This is a genomic window from Paraliobacillus salinarum (genome assembly GCF_014083865.1).
In the GTDB taxonomy this organism is placed as follows: domain Bacteria; phylum Bacillota; class Bacilli; order Bacillales; family Amphibacillaceae; genus Paraliobacillus; species Paraliobacillus salinarum.
This window is the reverse complement of sequence record NZ_JACEFA010000002.1, coordinates 109,662-132,666: the sequence shown is the minus strand read 5'-3', so window position 1 is coordinate 132,666 and position 23,005 is coordinate 109,662. Positions and strand designations below refer to the sequence as shown.

Annotated in this window: 20 protein-coding genes; 16 read left to right on the top strand and 4 right to left on the bottom strand. The window is 36.6% G+C overall.

Going from position 1 to position 23,005, the window contains the following annotated elements:
- The first annotated feature begins 261 nt into the window (after positions 1 to 261).
- The 15 genes from nagE (at position 262) to HP569_RS03355 (ending at position 16,660) form a co-directional block, all read left to right on the top strand.
- Complete coding sequence (nagE, locus tag HP569_RS03425) at positions 262 to 1,713, top strand: N-acetylglucosamine-specific PTS transporter subunit IIBC (protein WP_182199749.1); 1,452 nt, start codon at positions 262 to 264, stop codon at positions 1,711 to 1,713.
- A 468-nt stretch (positions 1,714 to 2,181) separates the two neighbouring features.
- Positions 2,182 to 2,997 (top strand): PRD domain-containing protein, encoded by an 816-nt coding sequence (locus HP569_RS03420; protein WP_182199748.1) that lies wholly within the window; start codon positions 2,182 to 2,184, stop codon positions 2,995 to 2,997.
- Positions 2,998 to 3,116: 119 nt separating this feature from the next.
- Positions 3,117 to 4,034, top strand: coding sequence for an LCP family glycopolymer transferase (locus tag HP569_RS03415; protein WP_182199747.1), 918 nt, complete (start codon positions 3,117 to 3,119; stop codon positions 4,032 to 4,034).
- A gap of 234 nt (positions 4,035 to 4,268) precedes the next feature.
- Complete coding sequence (locus tag HP569_RS03410) at positions 4,269 to 5,063, top strand: SDR family NAD(P)-dependent oxidoreductase (protein ID WP_182199746.1); 795 nt, start codon at positions 4,269 to 4,271, stop codon at positions 5,061 to 5,063.
- Positions 5,064 to 5,283: 220 nt separating this feature from the next.
- A complete protein-coding gene (locus HP569_RS03405; RefSeq protein WP_182199745.1) occupies positions 5,284 to 5,820 on the top strand; it encodes a TetR/AcrR family transcriptional regulator in 537 nt (178 codons plus the stop codon).
- A gap of 364 nt (positions 5,821 to 6,184) precedes the next feature.
- On the top strand, positions 6,185 to 7,078 hold the full coding sequence (locus HP569_RS03400; protein ID WP_182199744.1) for a beta-keto acid cleavage family enzyme: 894 nt from the start codon (positions 6,185 to 6,187) through the stop codon (positions 7,076 to 7,078).
- The gene (locus HP569_RS03395; protein ID WP_182199743.1) at positions 7,078 to 8,022 is read left to right on the top strand and encodes an L-carnitine dehydrogenase; all 945 of its coding nucleotides are present in this window, start codon (positions 7,078 to 7,080) and stop codon (positions 8,020 to 8,022) included. Before HP569_RS03400 ends, HP569_RS03395 begins: the two co-directional genes overlap by 1 nt.
- Positions 8,023 to 8,048: 26 nt before the next feature.
- On the top strand, positions 8,049 to 8,525 hold the full coding sequence (locus HP569_RS03390) for a thioesterase family protein (RefSeq protein WP_182199742.1): 477 nt from the start codon (positions 8,049 to 8,051) through the stop codon (positions 8,523 to 8,525).
- 30 nt (positions 8,526 to 8,555) lie between these two features.
- Positions 8,556 to 9,758 carry a quaternary amine ABC transporter ATP-binding protein gene (locus HP569_RS03385; RefSeq protein ID WP_220464444.1) on the top strand — a complete coding sequence of 401 codons (1,203 nt, stop codon included), beginning with the start codon at positions 8,556 to 8,558 and terminating at the stop codon, positions 9,756 to 9,758.
- Positions 9,755 to 10,585 carry an ABC transporter permease gene (locus HP569_RS03380; protein ID WP_182199740.1) on the top strand — a complete coding sequence of 277 codons (831 nt, stop codon included), beginning with the start codon at positions 9,755 to 9,757 and terminating at the stop codon, positions 10,583 to 10,585. The genes HP569_RS03385 and HP569_RS03380 overlap by 4 nt, the downstream gene beginning before the upstream one ends.
- Before the next feature lie 13 nt (positions 10,586 to 10,598).
- Positions 10,599 to 11,483, top strand: a complete 885-nt coding sequence (locus HP569_RS03375) for a glycine betaine ABC transporter substrate-binding protein (RefSeq protein WP_182199739.1) — start codon at positions 10,599 to 10,601, stop codon at positions 11,481 to 11,483.
- Positions 11,484 to 11,608: 125 nt separating this feature from the next.
- Entirely contained in the window at positions 11,609 to 13,327 is a 1,719-nt protein-coding gene (locus HP569_RS03370) for a CocE/NonD family hydrolase (protein WP_182199738.1), read from the top strand.
- 163 nt (positions 13,328 to 13,490) lie between these two features.
- Entirely contained in the window at positions 13,491 to 14,255 is a 765-nt protein-coding gene (locus HP569_RS03365) for a formate/nitrite transporter family protein (protein ID WP_182199737.1), read from the top strand.
- A gap of 226 nt (positions 14,256 to 14,481) precedes the next feature.
- Positions 14,482 to 15,975, top strand: a complete 1,494-nt coding sequence (locus HP569_RS03360) for a PTS transporter subunit EIIC (protein WP_246366910.1) — start codon at positions 14,482 to 14,484, stop codon at positions 15,973 to 15,975.
- 1 nt (position 15,976) lies between these two features.
- Entirely contained in the window at positions 15,977 to 16,660 is a 684-nt protein-coding gene (locus HP569_RS03355) for an N-acetylmannosamine-6-phosphate 2-epimerase (RefSeq protein WP_182199735.1), read from the top strand.
- A 44-nt stretch (positions 16,661 to 16,704) separates the two neighbouring features.
- On the opposite strand, the gene HP569_RS03350 is transcribed toward HP569_RS03355, so the two are convergent.
- From HP569_RS03350 to HP569_RS03335, 4 genes are all read right to left on the bottom strand, one after another.
- Positions 16,705 to 17,511, bottom strand: coding sequence for a MurR/RpiR family transcriptional regulator (locus HP569_RS03350; RefSeq protein WP_182199734.1), 807 nt, complete (start codon positions 17,509 to 17,511; stop codon positions 16,705 to 16,707).
- A gap of 273 nt (positions 17,512 to 17,784) precedes the next feature.
- Positions 17,785 to 18,111 (bottom strand): four-helix bundle copper-binding protein, encoded by a 327-nt coding sequence (locus HP569_RS03345; RefSeq protein ID WP_182199733.1) that lies wholly within the window; start codon positions 18,109 to 18,111, stop codon positions 17,785 to 17,787.
- Between the two features lie 173 nt (positions 18,112 to 18,284).
- On the bottom strand, positions 18,285 to 20,117 hold the full coding sequence (locus tag HP569_RS03340) for a YhgE/Pip domain-containing protein (RefSeq protein ID WP_182199732.1): 1,833 nt from the start codon (positions 20,115 to 20,117) through the stop codon (positions 18,285 to 18,287).
- Between the two features lie 2 nt (positions 20,118 to 20,119).
- The gene (locus HP569_RS03335) at positions 20,120 to 22,183 is read right to left on the bottom strand and encodes an efflux RND transporter permease subunit (RefSeq protein WP_182199731.1); all 2,064 of its coding nucleotides are present in this window, start codon (positions 22,181 to 22,183) and stop codon (positions 20,120 to 20,122) included.
- Positions 22,184 to 22,327: 144 nt separating this feature from the next.
- On the opposite strand from HP569_RS03335, the gene HP569_RS03330 reads away from it, so the two are divergent.
- A complete protein-coding gene (locus tag HP569_RS03330) occupies positions 22,328 to 22,891 on the top strand; it encodes a TetR/AcrR family transcriptional regulator (protein WP_182199730.1) in 564 nt (187 codons plus the stop codon).
- The last annotated feature ends 114 nt before the right edge of the window (positions 22,892 to 23,005 follow it).

Below are 23,005 nucleotides of genomic sequence, written 5' to 3'. Positions count from 1 at the left end.
AAGCGCAATAGTTACTGCTGTCAGTTGGTAAAAAAGTTATAAGGCGAGATTTTACAAAATGTATTGTCCCTTGTATTCCCAGAGAGAAATATTGACTGATTAACACTTTTATTCCATTATACTTCAAGAATAAAGGGATCAAAATCTAATTTTAAGTATTATAAGTTTTGTTTTGATAGCGCTTTATAACAAAGAAGTTATTGTACTTATCTTTATTTTTAGGCTTTAAGAAATTTTAAAAAGATTTAGGGAGGAATTCTCATGGTAATGAAATATATTCAAAATATTGGCCGTTCCTTAATGCTTCCAGTTTCTGTACTACCAGCAGCTGCGATCTTAATGGGTATCGGTTACTGGATTGACCCTTCAGGTTGGGGTGCAGATAGTTCCGTTGCTGCATTCTTAATTAAAGCTGGTGGATCGATCATCGATAACATGTCGATCTTGTTCGCAGTCGGTGTAGCTTTAGGGATGTCAAAAGATAGAGACGGTTCCGCAGCATTAAGTGGTTTAGTTGCATTCTTAGTTGTAACAACACTTCTTTCAACAGGTACTGTAGCGTTATTACAAGGTATAGAAGCTGATGCAGTTAACGCAGCTTTCGGTAAAATTAACAACCAATTTGTTGGTATTCTTTCAGGTATTATTGCTTCTATTATGTATAACCGATTTAGTCATGTGAAATTACCTGATGCATTAGCATTCTTTAGTGGTAAACGACTCGTTCCAATTATGACTGCAGTTTCCATGTTAGCAGTTTCAGGAATTCTATTCTTTGCTTGGCCTGTTATTTACACTGGATTAGTTTCTTTCGGTGAAGCAATTAGTGGCTTAGGCGCAGCTGGTGCTGGTATTTACGGTTTCTTCAACCGTTTACTAATTCCAACTGGTTTACACCACGCGTTAAACTCTGTGTTCTGGTTTGATGTTGCTGGTATTAATGATATTGCTAACTTCTGGTCTGGTACAGGTGAAAAAGGTGTAACTGGTATGTATCAAGCTGGTTTCTTCCCAGTAATGATGTTTGGACTTCCAGCAGCAGCACTTGCTATGTATCACACTGCTAAAACAAGCAGAAAGAAAACTGCAGCTTCTCTATTATTAGCAGCAGGTGTAGCTTCTTTCTTCACAGGTGTAACAGAACCACTTGAATTCTCATTTATGTTCTTAGCACCAGTACTTTATGTTGTACACGCAGCTCTAACAGGTTTATCTTTATTTGTAGCAGCAACGTTCCAATGGACTGCTGGTTTCGGATTTAGTGCAGGTTTTGTTGACTTTGTGTTAAGTTCAAGATTACCATTAGCAAACGCACCATTTATGCTGATCGTTCAAGGTTTAGTCGTTGCAGTAGTTTATTATGTAATCTTTAGATTCTTGATTACAAAAATGAACCTTAAAACTCCAGGTAGAGAAGATGACGCTCCAGAACAAACAGATGCAGATACTACAACTGCTGGCAATAGTGATTTTGCTACAATGGCAAAAGAAATTTACGCTGGTTTAGGTGGAGACGCTAACGTAACTTCTGTAGACAACTGTATAACAAGACTTCGTTTAGAAGTGAAAGATATGGATGCAGTCGATCAGCAACGCATTAAAAATACTGGTGTAGCTGGTATTAATGTGGTTGGTAAAAACAGTATTCAAGTAATCGTTGGTACAAACGTTCAATTCGTAGCAGATGAAATTAAAAAGATTCGTCGTGTGTAACAGGTAATGAATTAACTGTTTCATCTATTTGAAAAGTGAAGCATGCATCGTTATCGTTACACGCTATCTGAACGGTTGTGAAAATGTTTAATATGAAGGAATACAAGTAGGACACCTTGTCAAAATGGAAGATCTAACGTTCCGGTTGATGAGGTGTCTGAACTTTTTTCTGCGGAAAATTAAAAAGTTATATTTTAATGACTAATAACCTTTAATGGTTAGTGAAGATTTTTTCTATGCATAACCATGTTATAATGTATGTGAATATTGATAAAACAAATTAAATCTTAGCTATTTTTTGTTAAATGTATTAAAATCAAGTCATAGTGATAAAGATTTTTTAAGATCAGGCTTTACATTCCTTGCTGAAAGGTATCAAATTCCACTGTGATATTAACTAATAGAAGGTTCGAAAATGAGCTCTCTAGGTTATGGTAGTTTTTAGCAAACTGTAAGGAGGTTGCTCGTGTGAAGTTAAAGAAAATTTTAAATAATAATGCGGTTTTAGTAATAGATGGAAATGAAGAAAAAGTTGCAGTTGGAACAGGTATTGCTTTTGGTAAGAAAAAAAATGATTTGATTAATAAACAAAAAATTGAGAAATTATTCATCATGAAAGAAAACGAAAAGCTGCAACAGCTCCTTAGTAGAATTTCTGAAGAGCATTTTATCATCTCGGAAGAAATTATTTCATATGCAGAAAAAACAATTGGAATGAAATTGAGCGAGCACATCCATATCACTCTAACGGACCACGTTTCATTTTCAATTGAGCGAATTCAAAATGGGATGCATTTGAAAAATAAGTTATTGAATGAAATTAAAATTTTGTATAAAGAAGAATTTGAAATTGGGCTTTGGGCATTAGACATGATGAAGGAAAAACTTAATATAGAAATGCCGATTGATGAAGCAGCATTTATTGCATTACATATCCATACGATGAAGCTTTCTGGTGGAAATTATAAGGAAACCTTGAGACAAACAACAATAGTTAGTGAAATGATTCAGCGCATTGTAAGTTATTTAGGGCTGGAAATTGAAGAGGATGATATCTCTTATCAGCGTTTAATCACTCATTTGCGTTTTGTGTTGCACCGTGTCAAGCATAGTGATCAATACTCAATGGATCTTGATATGCTGACAATGATTAAGCACAAATTTGCGCATTCCTATCAATGTGCGGAGGTTGTAAGCAAAGAGATTGCTGCAAAGTATGATATTGAATTTCCAGAATCAGAATTAGGCTATATTGCGATTCATCTTGAGCGATTAAGAGACTAGTTGCATGCTATTTTTTCTAAGTAATAAATTGGAGTAGGATCTTGTTTACTATGAAAAATCTGGTATAATTTAAAGGTAATGCAATTTTTTGATAATTATATAGATAGGAAGATTAACGAATGAAACATACTAAGAAGCGTCGTTCTAATAAAAAAGTTTGGATTTTAACACCGATAATTATTGTTCTTGTATTAGGATTGGGTGTTGGTGCATATGGTTGGTCTATTTATGACAGTGTAAAGAAAACTGTAGATGAGAAAATGCATGAACCAGTGACATCCATAGATAAAAAATTAACAGAGAAAAAAATGAAAGCATCAGAACAAATTAATGTGTTATTACTAGGTGTGGATGAGCGAGCAAATGATAGTGGGCGTTCTGACGCATTAATTGTCATGACATTGAAGCCGAATAAAGATGAGATTCAGTTAGTTAGTATACCACGTGATACACGAACAATGATTATTGGTAAAGGATTCCAGGATAAAATAAACCACGCCTACGCGTTTGGCGGTGCAGATATGTCTGTGAATACGGTTGAGAATTTCTTGGATATTGAATTGGATTATTTTGTTCGAATCAATATGGAAGGTTTACAAGAATTAGTTGACGCGCTTGGTACGATTACTGTTCAAAATGATATTGCTTGGAATGATGGTAAATACAACTTTACTATTGGGCCAGAAGAGATGGATGGTGACAAGACGTTACATTTCGTGCGTATGCGAAAAGATGATCCTGCAGGTGACTTTGGACGTACAACTAGACAACGAAAAGTAATTGAGGCGATTGTGAAGGAAGGCGCGACGTTAGACAGTGTGACAAAAATAAATCCATTACTTGATATATTAGGAAACAATATGACAACAAGTATGACTTTCGATAATATGAAGACACTATTTTCAGGTTATCGAAACACCGTTAAAAATATCGAAAGCTATCAAGTCAAAGGAAGCGGTACGACAATTGATGGCATTTATTACTACGCCGTACCACAAGAAGAAATCACCAACGTAAACAAAATGATCACAGAATAAATTGATGGGACATTGGGGTCAGACCCCTTTGTCCCATTTTTAATTGCTAATGTTTCTTAACTTTATAATCGAATAAGTTTACAATTAACAGGGTAGAATGTATAATTATTTTGTGATATCCAAACTATCATTATAGTTTGAGTTATTTTTTGTTATCACCATGATGGCGCTTACTTATAAGGGGTTTGTAAGTGTTAATATTCTAAATTAATTTTTAGTAAAGGGGAGAAGGAAATGGGACGAGTACAAGGGAAAGTCGCATTAGTAACAGGTGGAGCTTCAGGGATTGGATTGTCAACTGCTACCATGCTAGCAAAAGAAGGTGCAAAAGTAGTACTTGCTGATTTTAATGTTAAGGGGGCAGAAGAATCGGCGGCTACATTAGTTGATCAAGGATATGAAGCAAAAGGGGTTTTTCTTGACGCAGGTGAAGAGAAATCTGTTAAAGAAGCTGTAGATTTTACAGTTGAAAATTATGGAACAGTTAATGTTTTAGTTAATAATGTTGGGCTTACTAACTTGAAGAAAGATTTAGATGTTGTGAATATGGATTTAGATGAATGGGATCGTTTAATGAATGTTAACCTAAAAAGTGTACTATTAGGTGCTCGATTTGCCATTCCGCATATGATTGAAGCTGGTGGAGGTTCAATTATTAACACAGCATCTATGGCTGGGTTTGTTGGTGATAATATTAGAACCGCATATGGTGCTTCTAAGGCTGGTGTTGTTAACCTTACAAGATATATTGCAGCACAGTATGGAGAAAAAAGTATTCGTTGTAATGGTGTTGCGCCTGGGTTAATCTTAACTCCCGCTGCTAAAAGTAATATACCAAAACCTATGATGGAAGTGTTTGAGAAATTCAATAAATTGCCTTATCATGGTGAACCAGAAGATATTGGTAATACAGTATTATTCTTAGCTTCAGATGAATCGAAATTTATTACAGGCCAAACCATCCAAGTAGAAGGCGGCCACTACATTGCTAATCCAAGCATAGCAGATATAAATGCATTAATGAGCTAAATATAGAATGGGACATTGGGGTCAGACCCTTTTGTCCCATTTTTGCTTTTTTGCGGAAACTTTTTGGGACAAAAGGGTCTGACCCCAGCGCTCCACCAACGCCCCACCACTACATTTTCAACGAGTCGCATAAATTATAATATTTTCTTCTTGAATATATACCGTCCGGATAGTATAGTAAAAGTGAAATGTTGAATTTTTAATAGAAAAAGGTGTTTAAATGGGACGTTTGTCTAGAAAAGTGGAAATTCTTAATGCGGCATCAAAGGTAGTTAGTAAGCGTGGCATTTTTAATTTGACATTAGATGCTGTGGCTGAAGAAGCAGGAATAAGCAAAGGTGGCTTGTTGTATCACTTCCCTTCCAAAGAAGCATTGGTAGAGGGAATGGTGGAACATCTTGCAAAAAATTATCGTGAAAAAATAGCCAATAATGCAGAAGCGGATGAAAACCAACGTGGCAGTTGGATACGTTCTTATGTTGATGTAACATTTAATCAAACATATGAAAATAAGGACATGAATGCTGGCTTGCTAGCTGCAAAAGCGGTTAATGCAGACCTTTTAGATCCTATCCGAAATTTGTATGAAGAATGGCAAGAACATATAGAAAATGAAGGAATTGACCCAATGAAAGCAACCATTATTCGATTAGCAACTGATGGAATATGGTTAGCTGAGTTGTTTGATATCTATCATATCGAAGAAAAAAAGAAACAAGAGGTATATAAAGTTTTATTAAAATTAATTGATGAATAATCAACAAAAAAGGGCATCTGTCTAAAAAATTGACGGATGTTCTTTTTTATATGCCTATCACTTCAATTATTTGGAAACCGAATAAAAAAGGTTATATCTGCATGTTTTAACGATATATGTTTATATTTTTCACTTTTTAAAAGAAAAAGTTAATTTTTTTTGTGAAATAGCCTAACCCCTTAATATATCTGCATTTATAGCAATTTTAAAACATTATGAAAACGGATTCAAATTAAGAATTTTTCTGATTTTTGCTTGAAACAATACCGTCCGGATGGTATAGTTTTGATTGTGCATTCGACGCGTACGAATTTTTATCGACAATTTTGTGAATGAAAAATACATAAAAAGGAGTGGTGAACAAATGTCTAAGAAAGTTATGCTTACAGCAGCTGTAACTGGTGCAGGAGATACAACGAAGAAAAGTTCACATGTTCCTGTTACACCAAAAGAAATAGCAGAAGCAACAATTGAATCGGCTAAAGCAGGTGCTACCGTTGCCCATATTCATGCACGTGATCCAGAAACGGGAGGCATTAGCCATGATGTGAATCATTATCGTGAAATCGTAGATCGTATTCGAGATGCGGAAACAGACGTTATTATTAATATTACATCTGGCGGTGGCGGTGATTTTATTCCAAGTTTACAAACACCAGCGGCTGGAGGGGCCGGTACTGATATACAAACACCCGCAGAGCGACATGAACCAATAGGTGAATTGCTACCAGAAATGTGTACACTAGATTGTGGTTCTGTTAATTTTGGAAATATGATTTACATGAGTCCTACAGATTGGTTACGTGAACAAGCAAAACTTATTCAACAGGCTGGCGTAAAACCGGAATTGGAATGTTTTGATACAGGTCATTTACGTTTTGCTAAACAGTTAATAAATGAAGGGTTGATTGATGGCGATCCAATGTTTCAATTTTGCTTAGGGATTCCTTGGGGAGCTGAGGCAGATGCAGAAACAATGCTTTACTTGAAAAATCGAATTCCTGAAAATGCACATTGGTCTGCATTTGGTATTGGACGTATGCAATTACCAATTCTTTCACAAGCAGCATTACTTGGTGGAAATGTACGAGTAGGTTTAGAAGATAACCTTTACTTAAGTAAGGGCGTGCTTGCAAGAAATGATCAACTCGTAGATAAGGCTATGAATCTATTAGAGCAAAATGGAATAGAAGTACTTTCTCCAGCTGAAGCAAGAGAGCAATATGGCTTGAGAAACCCGAATGTAGGAGGTAAATGATGACAACAATAAATAAAGTGGCTGTAATCGGTACAGGAGTAATTGGCAATGGATGGATTGCTCGTTTCCTTGCTCAAGGACATGAAGTAATTGCTTACGATCCATCACAAGGCGCAGAAGAGCGTACGAATAAAGTAATAGAGAACGTTTGGCCAACCTTAGAGAAGCTAGGAATGGCTGAGCATGCTTCGAAAGAAAAACTAAAATTTGTGACAACAATGGAAGACGCAGTGGCAGATGCTGACTTCATCCAAGAGAATGTTCCTGAACGCGAGCAGTTAAAAAAAGATGTTTTAGCAACTATTGATAAACATGCGAAAGCAGATGCAATTATAGGCTCTAGCACCTCGGGTATCATGCCATCTACACTACAATCCGGGCTTACACATCCTGAACGTGTATTAGTAGCCCATCCTTTTAATCCAGTCTATATTTTACCTTTAGTTGAACTAGTAGGTGGTAAAGAAACAAGTGATGTCACTATACAAAAAGCTAGAGAATTCTTCACTTCACTTCAAATGAAGCCACTGATTATTCAAAAAGAAATCGAGGGCCATGTTGCTGATCGACTGATGGAGGCCCTATGGCGAGAAGCACTTCATCTAGTGAACGACGGAATTGCTACTACTGAAGAAGTGGATGCGGCGATTATTTATGGAGCAGGTCTACGCTGGGCACAAATGGGACCATTTTTAACGTTCCATTTAGCTGGTGGCGATGCAGGGATGCGTCATATGCTAGAACAATTTGGGCCTGCTTTACAATTACCGTGGACAAAATTAAAAGCACCCGAATTAACCGATGAATTAAAAGAGAAGGTAATTCAAGGTTGTGAAAGTCACGCTGGTGAGGCATCTGTTTTTGAATTAGAACAGAAACGAAATGAATTCTTAGTGAGATTACTTGATTTAGTAGAAGATTATTGGCCAGCTTCAAAAATATAAACAATCAGACTATACGAGGTGAAAACATGCCATCAAATACTTTTCAATACAATGATGTTGTACAGCATGAATGGGTTGACTACAACGGCCATATGAACGATGCTGCCTATGCGAAAGTTTTTAGTCTGGCAGTTGACGCTTTTATCGAATATATTGGCTTAGATGAACAAACACGAAACACACTTGGTTATTCCATTTTTACGTTGGAAACACATATTTGTTACTTGCGTGAAGTATTAGAAAATCAACCAATTCAAATTAGACTACAATTACTAGACTGTGATCAAAAAAGACTGCATGTGTTTTTTGAAATGCAAACAGAAATAGATGGAGCGTCTGTAGTTGTAGCTACTAGTGAACAGATGTTAATGGGAATGAATATGGAGGAAGGAAGACCTTCGCCATTTCCTCAAAGTGTTGAAAAAAATATAAGTGCAATATGGAATATCCATAAACATTTGAAATCCCCTAAACAGGCAGGAAGAAAAATCGGACTAAGCTAAGATATCAGATAAAAATAGAGGAGTATGTTTATGAAAAAAATAGAAGTGAATAAATTAACAAAAGTTTTCGGACCTCACCCTAAACAAGGGTTAAAATTATTAAAAGATGGAAAGAAGAAAGATGAAATTTTAGCAGATACGGGAATGACTGTAGGTGTGAACCAAGCTTCATTTTCAGTCGAACCTGGTGAAATCTTTGTGATCATGGGTCTTTCAGGAAGCGGGAAATCGACATTGATTCGACTTATCAATCGTTTGATTGAACCAACAGACGGTGAAGTAATCATTGATGGCGAAAATATTACAAAAATGGACAAGCAAAGTCTTATTGAAACAAGACGTAAAAAATTAGGGATGGTTTTCCAAAAGTTTGGATTATTACCACACCGTAATGTACTTCAAAATGTAGCCTATGGTTTAGAATTGCAAAATGTCTCAAAACAAGAACGGGAAGAAAGAGCGAAGAAAACCCTAATAGATGTCGGTTTGCAAGGATATGAAGATAGTATGCCAAGCCAATTAAGTGGCGGCATGCAACAACGTGTTGGTTTAGCCAGAGCACTTACAAATGACCCAGACATTCTTCTAATGGATGAGGCATTTAGTGCGCTTGATCCAATTATTCGTACAGAGATGCAAGACGAACTATTAAAATTACAACACAGACTTAATAAAACCGTATTATTTATTACACATGATTTAGATGAAGCTTTAAAACTTGGTGATCGTATCGCCATTATGAAAGATGGTCAGATTGTACAAATTGGTACGGCGGAACAAATTTTAGAAAATCCAGCAAATGATTATGTTTCCCAATTTGTCAAAGATGTCGATCGTTCCAAAATCCTAGAAGCGTCACATGTCATGAAAAAACCTAAAGTATTAACTACCGATAAAGATGGGCCGAATATGGCTATACGAAAGATGGAGGAAGTTGGTGCATCTAGTATTTTTGTTGTAGACCGCGATGATAACTTCCAAGGTCTATTAACAATCGATGACGCTATTCGTTCACATAAAGAGCATTTACCGATAACAGAAATGTTACGAGACGATGTTCATACGACAGCTCCAAATACACCGCTAGATGACTTAATTGGAATTGCAGCAGATACGAAATATCCAATTGCTGTGGTCGAAGAGGGTGTATTGTGTGGGATAATCTCTAGAGTTTCTATTCTATCAGGTTTAGTTTTAGGAAAAGAAAAAGATAATGAGGGGGCGACATCATGAATTACTTTCAATTACCATTAGAAGAATGGACAAATACGTTTGTTGATGGATGGTTAATTCCGACGACTAGTGGACTATTTGATCAGATAAGTGAATGGATTGCTGCCTTTATTAATGGCGTTACAGATTTATTAATAATGATCCCACCTGAGATCATCACTATTCTTTTAGTGCTGTTAGCATGGAAAACAGCAGGAAAAGGTGTAGCGGTATTCACATTGATCGGTTGCTTTTATTTAGGTTCTGTGGCGCTATGGCCTGAGTCTATGCAAACATTAGCTATTGTACTTGTATCAACATTGATTTCTGTTATATTCGGTGTGCCAATTGGAATTTTAAGTGCAATGAATAGTGTTGTAGATAGAATTGTTAAACCAATTTTAGATTTTATGCAAACATTGCCAATTTTTGTTTATTTAATTCCTGCTATCTTATTATTCGGACTTGGGGGAGTACCTGCAGTGATTGCTACATTTGTATTCGCGGCACCTCCTGCTGTTAGAATGACTAATTTAGGGATTAAACAAGTGCCAGAAGAAGTCGTTGAAGCTTCAAGAGCATTCGGATCTACTCCAAAGCAGTTGCTATTTAAAGTTCAGTTGCCACTGGCTATTCCAACAATAATGGCTGGTGTAAACCAAACAATTATGTTAGCTCTATCCATGGCTGTTGTAGCTTCAATGATTGGTGCACCTGGATTAGGTGACACTGTATTAACTGGTATTTCTACTGTTAATGTGGGTCTTGGATTAACAGGTGGATTAGGAATTGTAGTTATTGCAATTATTTTAGACCGAATTACTCAAGGTCTTGGGAAAAAATTATAAAGGAGCGAGAAAAATGAAAAAATTAATTTTCGGTTTTGTAGCACTTACTTTTTTACTTATTTTTGCAGGGTGTAGTTCAGATGGAGATGCAGCGAATGATGGTTCAGGAAGTGAAGGTTCTGAGGCAAATCAAACTATTACCTTTGGTGTCACACCTTGGACAAGTACTGTACCACCAACTGAAATTGCTAAAATTTTGTTAGAAGACATGGGATATGCAGTTGAAGAAACGAGTGCAGATGCTGGAAGTGTGTATGTTGGTTTATCCCGTGGAGATATTGATGTGTTCATGGATGCTTGGTTACCAGCACATGAAACTTATTTAGAAAAATATGCGGATTCTATTGAAAATACTGCTAAGAGTTATGGTCCTGCAGATGCAGGTTTAGTTGTACCAACATATATGGAAGATATCAATAGTGTATCTGACTTAGTTGGTAAAGAAGGCGAGTTTAAGAATAAACTATATTCAATTGAAAAAGGTGCGAGTGTAACTGGTTATATTAATGATGTTATTGATCAATATGGTTTAGATATGCAACAAGTGAACTCTTCTGAGGGTGGTATGTTAGCTCAGGCGATGAAATCAATGGAACAAGAAGAGCCGGTGCTTTTCTATGGTTGGAGACCACATACAATGTTTAATAAATTAGACATTAAGATTTTAGAAGAAGAAAAAGATATCTTTGGAACTGCTTCTGTTCACGTAATTACAAATAATGAATTAAAAGAATCAGCACCAGACGCATATAAATTTTTAAGTAATTGGAGTATCCCTATTGAAGATGTAGAAGAGATGATTGGGAAGATTGAAGACGAAGGACAAGAACCAAAAGATGTGGCACAAGAATGGATTGATAACAATCAAGATAAAGTCGATGAAATGCTAGCAAAATAATGAAGAGCAAATATATGCTGTGCTGAAGTCAAACTTCCGTACAGCATTTGCTTTAATAATAAGAGTTGGGACATTGGGGTCAGTCCCCAATGTCCCAACTCAACAATTAAGGAGAGTTGATTTAAATGAAGCAAGCAAATCAAGTGATTGTGGATCGAGAAGTAGCTTGTAAGTTACGAGATGGTGTTAATCTATATGCTAACATTTATCGTCCAAGTGATAATGGCCAATACCCAGTATTATTATGTCGTCTACCTTATAACAAGAATCTTCCGGACTTTTCGCACCGTTATGTGGATCCGATTCGTTTGGCAATGAGTGGCTATGTCGTGATCATCCAAGACGTACGTGGACGTTTTGCTTCAGAAGGTGAATTCTATCCTTTCGCCCAGGAAGTAGAAGATGGCTATGATAGTGTGGAATGGGCTGCCTCATTACCTTATTCCAATGGAAAAGTTGGAATGTTTGGACTTTCCTATTATGGCTTTACTCAATTGTATGCCACACTAGAAAAACCATCAGCATTGAAAGCAATTTTTCCTGCAATGACAGGAAATGTGCATGGAGATGCTTTTAATAGAAATGGTGTCTATCAATTTGCGGCTGCAGAAACATGGATTTTAGATTCTGTTGCACCGGATTATTTGAAAAGAATAAAAGGGAAAGAATATGAAGAAACGATGAAAGAAATTATGCATGATTTGGATCATATTGATCAATGGCATGATTATAAACCGATAAAAGATTGGCCACCAGTGATGAAACATCCAGAGTTACATGAATTATTTGACGGTTATATTAATAATAAATTTGTAAATAGTGTGAAGGGAAAAAACTATAATTACGATCAAGCACTTAATTTACCAGCATTTCATTTAGCCGGTTGGTATGATAACTTTTTAGGACAAACAATAAAGAACTTTGAACAGTTAAGCACTTATAATGAACATCAAAAGTTAATCATTGGTCCTTGGACGCATGGTATGTTTCATTCGGACAGCGGAGAGCGAGTTTTTGGAATCACGAGTTCTGGTTATGCGATTGATGGAAAAGAAGATATAACTTCATTACATCTGAAATGGTTTAATTATTGGTTAAAAGATGAACAAGAGCAAATGTTAGAAACAGATGATCCTGTGTATATTTTTACAATGGGGATAAATAAGTGGAAATCAGCCAAAAACTGGCCATTACCTAATACAAATTATACGAAATACTATTTGCACAGTGATGGCGAAGCGCAACAAAATCGTGGTATATTATCTACATTGCAGCCAACTGATGAGCCAGTTGATGAGTATGTATATGATCCACATGATCCTGTTCCGACAACAGGTGGTGGCGTGTTATTTTATAACGGTCGAAATGCGGGACCTCGAGATCAATCAACTATAGAAGCTAGAGATGATGTATTAGTTTATACGTCTGAGGTTTTGGAGGCACCGGTTGAGGTAACGGGCTGGATTAAAGCTAATATTTGGGCTTCTTCTGATGCTGTTGATACAGATTTTACAGTGAAGTTGGTTGATGTAGACTCAGAAGGCAGAGCATATAATTTGGCTGATGGTATTGTCCGTGCAAAATGGCGTAGCGGAAAAGAAAAAGCACAACTTTTATCTGGTGAAATTGTTGAATATGAAATCGATCTTTGGGCAACAAGTAATGTCTTTTTGCCAGGTCATTCGATTCGCATAGAAATTTCATCAAGTAATTACCCATGGTATGATGTTAATCCAAATACCGGAGAAACAACGATGGATACAGATGAAATGGTTAAAGCAAACCAAACCATTTACCACGATCAAAATCATCCATCATCTATAACCTTACCAATCATTAAATAATAGGACATCGGGACATTGGGGTCAGACCCTTTTGTCCCATTTTTACGTTTTGCAAGCACTTTTTGGGGCGCTGGGGTCTGACCCCAACGTCCCAATTTATATGTATTTTTCTTTTAAAAATAACAAATACTAGTGCCTAAATAGATGGTGTGGTGGTTTATTGATGGAGAAGGACGCATTATTACAAGTTGTTCAGTTGGCACATAAAAAAGAGCAAATTTATTACCATAGTCCAATACGTTATATTGCTCGGGCTGTTTTAGCAAGTATGTTTATTGGACTTGGTGTGGTTGTTGCATTTAAAACAGGGAGTTATTTCTATCAAGTACAATCTCCTTTTACCAATCCTACTGCTGCTTTAACATTTGGGGCAGCAATTATTCTTATTGCATATGGTGGTGGTGATTTATTTACCGGAAATACGTTCTATTACACTGTCGCTGCTTTACAAAATGAAATGAGATGGGTTGATGTTGTAAAGCTTTGGATGACAACCTACTTAGGAAACTTGCTGGGTGCCATTTTTTTTGCTGTATTTCTCTACTTAACAGGTCTCTTCAGCGACGGGACTGGAAATGAATATTTATTTAGTGTAGTGGAGAAAAAAACACATCTAAGTATAGTGGAATTATTTACAAGAGCAATCATATGTAATTGGTTAGTCAGTTTAGCTTTTTTTATTCCGATGATGTTAAAAGGCGATGGTGTAAAAATGTTTACTATGATCATGTTAGTATTTACATTCTTTATATCTGGCTATGAACACAGTATTGCTAATATGGTTATTTTTTCAGTTACCCTGGTACTTGACCATCCAGAAAGCATTACATTACTAAGTATTATTCGCAACTTAATCGTTGTAACTATTGGGAATATGATTGGTGGAAATTTCTTTATGGGATGGATGTATACCTTTGCGAATAAATAAAATTACGCTCCAACGTTGGGGCGCTGGGGTCAGTCCCCAATGGACCAAATGGGACAAAGGGGACTGACCCCAATGTCCCAAAAATTTTTTGTTGAAAAAAACTATTTTCAGTTGTATAATGTTTTTGAAAACGATTTACAAAATAAAAAAAGAGGTGAAAACATTGAGTAAGAAAAAGAAAAACAATGTATTTTTTGAGCAAGCTCAGCGTTTTGGGAAATCATTTATGTTACCAATTGCAGTATTACCTGCGGCTGGTTTATTACTAGGTATAGGTGGAGCTTTTAGTAATGCTGCAACAATTGAAGCGTATCCATTTCTAGATGTTGCATTTTTACAAGCTATTTTTACAATAATGAGTTCTGCTGGTAGTATCATCTTTGGTAATTTACCAGTTATCTTTGCCATCGGTATTGCAATTGGATTAGCGCGTTCGGATAAAGGAACTGCTGGTTTAGCTGCACTACTAGGGTTTTTAGTTATGCACGCTACGATTAATGCAATGCTTATTATTACTGGACAGCTTGCAACAGAAAATATTGCTGGTGCCGGACAAGGGATGGTATTAGGCATTCAGTCACTGGAGACAGGAGTATTTGGTGGTGTGTTAGCCGGTCTTTTAGCTTATATTCTGCATAATAGATATAACAAAATTGAATTACCAAGGTTCTTAGGATTCTTTGGAGGATCACGATTTATTCCAATTATCTCAGCATTTGCTTCCATATTTTTAGGTATTGCTTTATTCTATTTATGGCCAATTGTACAATCAGGTATTTATTCATTAGGTGGTCTGGTTGATGCAACAGGTTATGTTGGAACATTCATCTATGGCTTTGTTTTACGATTACTAGGACCATTCGGTTTACATCATATTTTCTATTTACCGTTCTGGACAACAAGCCTTGGCGGGTCTATGATTGTTGATGGTTCACTAATAGAAGGAACGCAACGTATTTTCTTTGCGCAATTAGGTAGTTCAGAAGTGATCGACCAGTTCTTTATTGGTACAGCTAGATTTATGTCTGGTCGTCATATCACAATGATGTTTGGTCTTTTAGGTGCTTGTCTTGCGATGTATCACACGGCAAAGCCTGAAAATAAAAAGAAAGTGGCTGGCTTAATGTTATCAGCTGGTATCACTTCATTCTTAACAGGTATTACTGAGCCGATCGAATTTTCTTTCTTATTTATTGCACCAGCATTATATGTGATCCATGCTTTTTATGATGGTATTGCATTTATGCTTGCACATATTTTTGAAATTACGATTGGTCAAACATTCTCAGGTGGTTTTATTGACTTCTTGTTATTCGGTATGTTGCAAGGTGCAGATAAAACAAACTGGTATATAGTTCCACTTATTGGTATTCCATGGTTCTTCCTATACTACTTTACATTTAAATTTGTTATTAAGAAATTTAATTTTAAAACACCTGGTCGTGAAGATGAGGCAATGGAAGAATACACTTTTACTAAAACAGAAAGAGCTGCTTTAATTATTGAGGCTTTAGGCGATAAGAAAAATATTAAAGATGTAGATAATTGTGCAACTCGTTTACGTGTAACGGTTCATAATGGTGAAATCGTTGATCAAGAAAAACTGAAGAAGACAGGTGCAAAAGGTGTCATAGTTAGTGGTAATGGTGTCCAAGTAATTTATGGACCGGAAGTATCTGTAATTAAAAACGAGGTTGAAGAAGCGTTAGGAGAAATTTAACATGGATCTCTTTAAAACATTAAATAAAAAATTAGTTGTTTCTTGTCAAGCATTAGAGGATGAGCCGCTTCACTCTTCATTCATTATGGGAAGAATGGCTATAGCTGCGCTTGAAGGAGGAGCTTCAGGTATTCGAGCGAATTCTGTTGCCGATATTAAAGAAATTAAGCAACAAGTAGATCTTCCGGTAATTGGGATCATTAAACAAGATTATCCGGGTAGTGAAGTTTTTATTACAGCTACAAAACAAGAAGTTGAGGCTTTAATTGATGCACAAACGGATATGATCGCAATGGATGCGACGGTGAGAAGTCGACCTAATGAGGAGACATTGAAAGATATTGTAGCTTTTGCCAAGGAAAAAGCACCTCATATTAGCTTAATGGCGGATTGCTCGACAGTAGAAGAGGCAGTAGAAGCAGAGCGGTTGGGCTTTGATTGTGTTTCAACTACATTAGTTGGTTACACGAAGGAAACAAAAGGTCAAAATATTGCAGATGACGACTATAAAATTTTCCGAGAATTTGTTGATGCTGTAACGATTCCTGTTGTTGCGGAAGGAAAGGTAGATACACCGGAAAAAGCAAATAAGGTGTTAGAATTAGGTGCGACATTTGTTGTGGTTGGAAGTGCCATTACAAGACCACAATTGATTACGAAGTCTTTTGCTGATGCAATAAAATAATATGTGACATAAAAAATATAGAAATGAGTGCTAGACATTCATTTCTATATTTTTTTATATTCATCAAGCGCATGTAATGTTTCTTGGTATGCTTTCATATAAGTTTGATTTTCAGTTAGTAACATACTAAGAATATCTAGGGAATAAAGAATGGATAATTGACTATTCAAAAATCCGAGTGCTTGATATCGGTTAATGCTGGATGTATACAATGCTAGGTCTGAGTGGTTAGTCAAAGGAGTTTCAGCATAATTTGTAATGGAAATGATATTAGCTTTTTTACGATTTGCAAGTTCCACTGCTTCAAGAATTTCTTTTGTTTGTCCTGAACTAGAAATTGCTATAACTACATCATTTTCAGTGAGAATGGAGGAAGCGATAATCATGGAGTGAGAATCAACATATGCACTAATGTTTAATCCCATACGGCTAAGACGAAATTTCAATTCTTCTCCTGATAGTCCAGAACTTCCTAGACCAAAAACATGTATTTTATTTGCTTGAAGAATCCAGTCACATGCCTCTTGATAAGTTTCCATTTTTGTTAAGGTGTTAGTGGACTGGATAACTGATTCATAGATCGAATTCACAGTACTAATTGCGTCGTTAGTAGTATTTGTTTCCTTTACCGCATCTCGAAGTAGTATTTTGAATTCGACAAAATTTGCTGCGCCTATTTTCTTGCAAAAGCGTGTTATCGCGGCATCAGATACCTCGATTTTGCTGGCTAATTCTTTAATATGTATGTTAAGTAACTCCTGATTGTGTGTCATGACATAATTGGCGATTTTTTTTTCGGTCTTACTTAATGTATGATATTTTAATTGGATTTTGTCCAGGATTGTTTGCATGAATCGAACCCCCAAAGCACATGTAATATTTCTATTATACTTGGAATGTAAAGCACTTGTAAAATGTAATTTGGTTGTAGGGATGAGGCCGTGGTGGGACGCTGGGGTGACGCTGGGGTCAGACCCCTTTGCCCCAATTGGGACAATCGGGTCAGACCCCAACGTCCCATTTTAAGCATAAAGAAAGCTGATCACAGAAAGGCGGGGTTCTGTAATCAGCTTGTTTGGGATTTTTGAAACAACTATTTTCATCTTGAAATCTTGTGTATAATCTTATGCGATTGTTTTACATGCTTCTTCGCATTTGAAACAAGCATCGGCACACTTCTTACAGTGATCATGTTCGTGTTTGTTACATTCAACACCACAGTCATGGCAAATTTTCGCGCATATAGCTGCTAACTCTTTGACGTAAGGAGAATTTCTTGTAATTGCTCCCTCTAAATACGCACACATGTCTGCACATTCTCTGTCTAATCGAATACATGGTGCCATCATTTTTACATCATCTTCTTGTAAACAAGCATCGAAGCAGTGATTACAAGCAGCCATACATTCATGAAGAACTGCTAGAAGTTTTTGGTGTTTTTCATGACTCACAACAAACATCTCCTTTTAAAAAGTATTGTAATAATACCTTTCCCAAAATTAGATTTAGTAAACATGAAAATGGGACAGTTGGGTCTGACCCCAATATCCCATTTCAGTTTAAGTGGGACGATCGGGTCAGACCCCAACGCCCCACCCCAACGTCCAAAATCATACAAAGCCTATTATTTAAATAGGTCGATTATTTTGTCCCAGAGGTTTTTTTGTTGTTTTGGTTGTTGTTCTGTGTCTGATGATGCTTCATCTTCTTGTTGTTCTATATTTTCTGTTCGGATAACAAATTGAACGCGTTCAACGTCTTTATTTTCTTTGGAGACAAACGACACTGGTTCATAGTCGGATTTATCGTATTGCGCCAACATCGCGTCAATTTGTTCTTTAATTTCATTTGGTAAATCGGCTGTTGATGTTTCCAACTCCTTTGTTCCGTTATGCAATTCACCAGCGCCTGTAGCTAATTCGTTCGTTCCGTTAGTTAGTTCACTAATACCTTGGTTAATTCCTGCATATGAATCTGATAATTGTTCGACTCCGCCAGTGTACTCAACTAATCCAGCATGAAAATCGCCATAATTGTTTGCTAATTGCGTAAGTCCTTGCTCGAGTTGTGCAAAAGAATTGCCGATATCCATCGATTCTAACGCTCCACCTAGTTCACTAGCCATCGTTGATAATTGCCCCGACATCGTGATCAAACTTTCTCCTGTAGCAGTTAGCGCGGGACCAACGGCATTAAATACTTCCTTCGCTTGATTGTATGCTCCTTTTGCTTGAATCGCTGCTTGGTATGTTTTCATCATTTCTACTGCTGTTTGCTTCTTCGGGTCATCGTCGGCAAAAGCATCTACCACAGCTTTCATCTCAGCTACCTTCGCTTGTAATGCTTCATCGCTTGCCGGTGGGTTTGGCAAGCCTTGCATCACTTGTTTTAACCCGTTATTTGCTTCAGTGAATCCTTTATTTAAATTACTTAACCCATCGGAAGCATCCTCTAACCCTTTTGCAATTTGATTTAAGCCCTCCTGCAGCTGTGATAATTCACTCAGATCCGGCGCTTCAGCACTATTTCCAATGGATTCGCTTATTTTTTCTAATGATTGACCAATTGTATCTGAAGCATTGACCAAAGAACTAGATGAACCGGCCGCCTCATTCAGTCCACCTTGAAATGATGCGGAGCCATTTTTCAATTCGCCCACACCGCTATTCAAACCGCTGATGCCATTTTCTAATTCGCCGACACCATTATTTATCTCACTAATCGCGTTGTGCAAGCTTTCAAAATCACTAGTTAATGCTTCTGTATCTGGTGATTCAATTGGCATGGATGAAGGAAGTGCAGCAATTTCAATCCCTTGCATCTCAAAATTGGTTACATCCGCCTCTAAAGTAAAATCACCTTTTTTCTCTGGCATTACTGTCCAATTGACGACTAAATCTTCTCCTGCATTTGCAATCGAAGCATCTGCTGCTTGAACATGCTTGAATACATCAGATCCAGCTGTCGCTGAAATTTGTAATAAATAGTTTTCAAAAAAAGATTTGTCTACTGCTTCATTTTGGCTTGTTTTAATTTTCATTTCTAAATGACCGGATTGTCCAGCGAGTTGCTTAGGGCTGATTTTCTTACCATCTAAGCGATAATCAATTTGCACATCCCAAGGCAAAGCTTGATTCGCCATATTTCCCTGGTAATAAAATTCACCTTTTTCCGAAGGTTCGATTATAATTTCATCTTCCTTTTGCTCAATAGGTGAAACGGTTGTTAGATTCTTAACACTTGTATATTTTCCATAATCTATTATTTGTCCTGGATTGGTCACGTCTAAAATATTAACAACATAAATATCTGTTAACATACCCTCCGCACCAAGTGTAGCATAGACTACTTCCTCTTTAGCAACTACTTCACCATCATTATTTTCCGCATGTGTTATGACTGAAGGAAAGACTAACATTAGGATCATCGTTAGTAAAAATAGTTTTCTAGTTTTCATCATCATTTCTCCTTAAAAAAGTTTGCTTTCCAAGTGGTTTTTTGAACAACTTTATCAAACGTGTATAACATTGCCGGTAAGAAAAATACGACTAGAATAAACGCTAGCAACGCCCCTCTACCTAATAAAAGTCCAATAGAAGAAACAATTGGATTTGAGGATGTCCACGCTAAAATGAAACCAACACTCGATAAAATGGAAGCAGAAATGGAAATTGAGAATATTTTTTGATTGATTGTCTGCTTGATTGCTTGGAACGCTGGCATTTCTTTTCTATTTTCTGTGTAATTTTCAGAAAGTAGAATCGCATAGTCGACTGTTGCGGCTAGCTGAACGGTACTGACGATTAAATAACCAACATAGACGAGCGGTGCATCCGTAAAGTAAGGGATTGATAAGTTTACCCAAACGGCTGTCTGAATAGTAACTAATAAAATAATCGGTAGCGTAATTGATCGGAATGTAATGAGTAACACGATTGCAATTGCGACCAATGTCATCACGTTTACGATAGTATTATCTTTGGTCACTATATTTTTTATGTCATATAAGGTAACACTTTCTCCTAATACATGTGTTTGGTTGTCATAATAATCATTCACCGTTTCATGCACAGTATCAATTAAAGAGAAAGTTACGTCTCCCTCCTTGTCAGTATCCGTGTATAAAATCATTCGTGTAAAATTTTCGGAATAAAATTGATCGGTCACGGCATCATCTAGATAATCAGAAGGAATGACAGATCCAACTGTATTTGGATAGGAAATAACACTTGTTACATGGTTCAAGTCGCTCAATTGATTGCTCAATGCAGTTTCTTTCCCAACATCTCCTTTTGGTACAAGTACGACCATTGGAGTTGATTTTCCAAATGTTTCTTCAATTAACATTGTATCCTTACCAGCTCTAGTGTTATCAGGAAGCTCACCTGAACCATAAATGAAGTTCGTTTGGCTTTGCGCGATAAATCCTGGAACAAGGATAATGAATACGATTAGCAAACTAGGAATACGAAATTTCATAATGACATGACCAATATTTTTAACTGGTGGCAACAAATTCTTGTGTTGTGTGCGGTCGATCCATTTATAGAACCACAATGTTAATGCCGGTAAAAATACAACCACACTAATAAAGCTAAGTAGAATCCCTTTTACTAGGTTAAGTCCTAGGTCTGCTCCAATTTCGAAATCCATTAATGTTAATGCCATAAAACCGAAGAAAGTGGTAGCTGCACTTGCTGCGATAGCCGGGAATGACTGCTTCATCGCCCTACGCATGGCCTCTTCTATATCTGTTGTTTGCTGTCTGTGAAATTGAAAGCTGTGTAATAAAAAGATCGCATAATCAAGTGACACGGCGAGCTGTAGAATTGGACTTACCGATTGCGTGACAAAGGATACTTCTCCTAGAAATAGATTTGTACCTAAGTTAATTAAAATAGAGACACCAATTGCAAGTAAGAAAAATACAGGCTCTAACCACGATGTCGTTGATAATACTAAGATAATAATGACAATGGGTACTAATAAGGCCGCAGCATTGAATGATTCGGCACCAGTCATTTTTTGTGAAAAAGCCATGTCAACTGCTTCGCCGGACATTGCATTTTCTTCACCAATTAATTCATATATATCATTTGTTATTTCGACTTCATTCCCTTCAGCAACGGTTAAAGAGAATAAAGCGGATTGATCTTTGTAATAATTTTCGACGGTTTCTTCATCTGCAATTTCAATTGGTGTTTTTATGTCGATTGCATCATCTAACCACATGACATTAGATACACCGTCTATTGCAGCTAATTCTTGTTTGTATTGAAGCGCTTCTTGTATCGAAACATTCTTAACCATAACACGTGCATTTGTTACGGATTCAGAAAACTCTTCCTCTAGTACGTTCATTGCTTCCACAGAGGGCGCATCTTCTGGAAGGTAATCTACCATATCGTAGTTCACTTTTACAAAAGATTGCATAAACACGCTAATAAGAGCAATCGCGAAAAAAAGGATAACGATCGGTTTTTTGTATTTTATTAATAATGTAGAAAAATTTATTTTAATCATCCCTTTCTTGCAACGATATCATTGTACTATTATAATAACGCTGTGTTGGATAATCAACAAACAGTTTATTTCGAAACGTACATTTCTCAACAGAATGTATGTAGTTTGTTGGATAGGTGATTAAAAAAAAGAGGTGTGAAGAAGATGACCGAGAAATTAGATCGTCGAAAAAAATATACACGAATGATATTGAAGCAAAGTTTAATGGAGATTTTGCGTGAGAAGCCAATTCGTTCCATTACTATAAAAGAAATTTGTGAACGGGCAGATATTAACCGTTCTACATTCTATACACATTATGCCAGTCAATATGACTTACTTCATCAAATAGAGGAAGAAATTATTACAGATATGAATGAGACATTAGCTAGCTATAATTATAGTAAGGAAGATGAAGGACTTCAGATGACGATAAAGATTTTGGAATATGTAGTGGAAAATAGAGCGGCCTGTGAAACATTACTTAGTGAACATGGGGACGTATCTTTTAAAAAGCGAGTGATGAAGCACGCATTAGAGCATACTGTTTATAATTTAGTCCGAGAAAATCAAGTGGATCAGGAGTTAACGGAATACATTAGCTTGTTTTATGTGAGTGGTAGTATTCAAGTGATTGAAACATGGTTGAAGAACGGAATGGATAAAACACCAGAAGAAATGGCAAAAATGATTAGCAACCTAGCAAACAAAGGTATAAGCGGATTATAGGAGTTGGTGGGACATTGGGGTCAGACCCTTCCGCCCCATTTGGGGCAAAAGGGTCTGACCCCAATGTCCCGATTTAATGAAAGTACTTTCATTAAAAATGGTTTTTTTGATACT

Excerpts from the sequence above, each read along its gene's own strand:
- nagE (WP_182199749.1), top strand. The coding sequence starts at position 262 with ATGGTAATGAAATATATTCAAAATATTGGCCGTTCCTTAATGCTTCCA.
- HP569_RS03415 (WP_182199747.1), top strand. The coding sequence starts at position 3,117 with ATGAAACATACTAAGAAGCGTCGTTCTAATAAAAAAGTTTGGATTTTA.
- HP569_RS03410 (WP_182199746.1), top strand. The coding sequence starts at position 4,269 with ATGGGACGAGTACAAGGGAAAGTCGCATTAGTAACAGGTGGAGCTTCA.
- HP569_RS03405 (WP_182199745.1), top strand. The coding sequence starts at position 5,284 with ATGGGACGTTTGTCTAGAAAAGTGGAAATTCTTAATGCGGCATCAAAG.
- HP569_RS03400 (WP_182199744.1), top strand. The coding sequence starts at position 6,185 with ATGTCTAAGAAAGTTATGCTTACAGCAGCTGTAACTGGTGCAGGAGAT.
- HP569_RS03395 (WP_182199743.1), top strand. The coding sequence starts at position 7,078 with ATGACAACAATAAATAAAGTGGCTGTAATCGGTACAGGAGTAATTGGC.
- HP569_RS03390 (WP_182199742.1), top strand. The coding sequence starts at position 8,049 with ATGCCATCAAATACTTTTCAATACAATGATGTTGTACAGCATGAATGG.
- HP569_RS03385 (WP_220464444.1), top strand. The coding sequence starts at position 8,556 with ATGAAAAAAATAGAAGTGAATAAATTAACAAAAGTTTTCGGACCTCAC.
- HP569_RS03380 (WP_182199740.1), top strand. The coding sequence starts at position 9,755 with ATGAATTACTTTCAATTACCATTAGAAGAATGGACAAATACGTTTGTT.
- HP569_RS03375 (WP_182199739.1), top strand. The coding sequence starts at position 10,599 with ATGAAAAAATTAATTTTCGGTTTTGTAGCACTTACTTTTTTACTTATT.
- HP569_RS03370 (WP_182199738.1), top strand. The coding sequence starts at position 11,609 with ATGAAGCAAGCAAATCAAGTGATTGTGGATCGAGAAGTAGCTTGTAAG.
- HP569_RS03365 (WP_182199737.1), top strand. The coding sequence starts at position 13,491 with ATGGAGAAGGACGCATTATTACAAGTTGTTCAGTTGGCACATAAAAAA.
- HP569_RS03360 (WP_246366910.1), top strand. The coding sequence starts at position 14,482 with ATGTTACCAATTGCAGTATTACCTGCGGCTGGTTTATTACTAGGTATA.
- HP569_RS03355 (WP_182199735.1), top strand. The coding sequence starts at position 15,977 with ATGGATCTCTTTAAAACATTAAATAAAAAATTAGTTGTTTCTTGTCAA.
- HP569_RS03350 (WP_182199734.1), bottom strand. The coding sequence starts at position 17,511 with ATGCAAACAATCCTGGACAAAATCCAATTAAAATATCATACATTAAGT.
- HP569_RS03340 (WP_182199732.1), bottom strand. The coding sequence starts at position 20,117 with ATGAAAACTAGAAAACTATTTTTACTAACGATGATCCTAATGTTAGTC.
- HP569_RS03335 (WP_182199731.1), bottom strand. The coding sequence starts at position 22,183 with ATGATTAAAATAAATTTTTCTACATTATTAATAAAATACAAAAAACCG.
- HP569_RS03330 (WP_182199730.1), top strand. The coding sequence starts at position 22,328 with ATGACCGAGAAATTAGATCGTCGAAAAAAATATACACGAATGATATTG.